The 1,642-nt window shown below is 52.6% G+C and carries 1 protein-coding gene; it reads left to right on the forward strand.

Translation table 11 applies throughout. The features are described 5' to 3' along the window. Positions 1-328: 328 nt before the first annotated feature. Positions 329-1,114, forward strand: coding sequence for a conjugative transfer protein MobI(A/C) (mobI, locus tag ACOCD2_RS19055; protein WP_419588453.1), 786 nt, complete (start codon positions 329-331; stop codon positions 1,112-1,114). The last annotated feature ends 528 nt before the right edge of the window (positions 1,115-1,642 follow it).

A 1,642-nucleotide genomic window follows, 5' to 3' on the forward strand; every position in this document is an offset into this window, starting at 1 on the left:
AATGCCTGCTGTTGAGTAGCAAAAATACGGCATTATTAACCGGAAATTTCGCCGGCAGGATGCGCAAAAAAAGTGTTCTCCATGGCAAAAAACAGGTCGCTGCTAATCAGTCAAGTTCTCACATATGAAAAAACGGAGAGATTATATTTGCGGGTATTTGCGGGCTGGCCGTATAATAACTGAAAAGGCGTGAAACATAGGGGATTATTCATAAGTGAAAAGAATGTTCAGAAAGGTCAGCAAATCGGGTGATGAAGTAGCGAAAGAGGCGGTCGACACGGTGAGTCAGTTTATCGAGGCAATATACCGGGGGTGCCAGGAGCGGGGAATGCGCTGTGTTGAACGGCACTGGTTTTTTCGGTCAGCGGGTAATTATGTGCAACAGAAAAGGCCGAAGGGAGAGCGCACCTACAGCTATCTCAGTCCTCGGTACGAGGATCATGGAAATCATATGTATTACCGATGGACCAGATTCGTGTTCCGGTCGCGGAAAGGGGGGCAGCGACGGCAGCGGGTGGTACCCATTCCGCAGACGAAAGAGTTCGGATACGACCTCCGTCGACTGAAGCGGGGAAGTCTGGAGTGGGAACGAGGGGCGATAACCAGCACAGAAAAAATGCTCACGAAAGTCAGGGAAGTGAACAAGCGTATCGTCGAGGCAAGAAACGCGCTTGAAAAGCTGGCCAACGCAATGGCAGACCTCGACAAAATGGATCATGAACATTACGCAACGATTATGGAAGAAATCGCCGCACTGGGATATACCAGGGATGAGGTGGAAAAACTGGAGCTCGCACATCTGAAACTGATGAAGCGGGCGCAGAAGGAAGGAAGCGATATGCGGCCATTATCCGAGACACCCTTCAATGATGTTGATGTCCTGCTGAAGTTGAATCCGACGGGACGCTGTTCGCAGGAGGAATTACCGGAAACGGTGACACCAGGCGAGGAAGACTGGGTTCCACGGGACGACAGCGTTGTACTGGAAGACATAGAGGAAGCGGAGGATGACGTGATGACGGAACCATGGAGTGGTTCAGTCGAACCCGATGAGCCGGATCCGGATATCCTGGATCGGTTGCATGAACCATGGAAATACAGTAACGAAGACTAGGTTGAGTTTCCGGCTTAACCCGCCGCGCCGACCTTCCGTGGTCATTGTGATGGCCGGGCCGTCGGACCCCGAAATGGCCGCCATCGAAGAGGTGGCCGGTCATGCCATTTGACTTCCCAAAAAAAATCGGCCACTATAATAAATAGCGAAATCGCCGCTTCTCCTGCGATCACTTGCCGCAAAGGCAAAGCCGAGTGGCCAACACCGGCTCATCTTCCCTGCCTGGGAACACGCAGCCCCGTAACAATGGGCTCTGCACATCACCTAGACACCCCCTAGCGTGCTTTGCGCTGTGGACGGCATCCACAGCAGAAGGCATGCCGTATTGCGTGTCATATACCCAATTTATTGCTCCATCAGGAGCCCTCGACGGAGGTAAACCGTACACAAGCGGGTGTAACCCGTTTGAACACGCCCTGTTCCGGCCAGGCAGGGCACGCATCACAAGACCTGGCCAGTCACAAAGGAGAGAAAAAATGGCAAAAGAATGGCCATCCCTGAAAGAAGGTCTCCGGACTATGGACCCCC

This window comes from Thiolapillus sp., from assembly GCF_048562965.1.
GTDB classification, from domain to species: Bacteria; Pseudomonadota; Gammaproteobacteria; order Chromatiales; family Chromatiaceae; genus Thiolapillus; species Thiolapillus brandeum_A.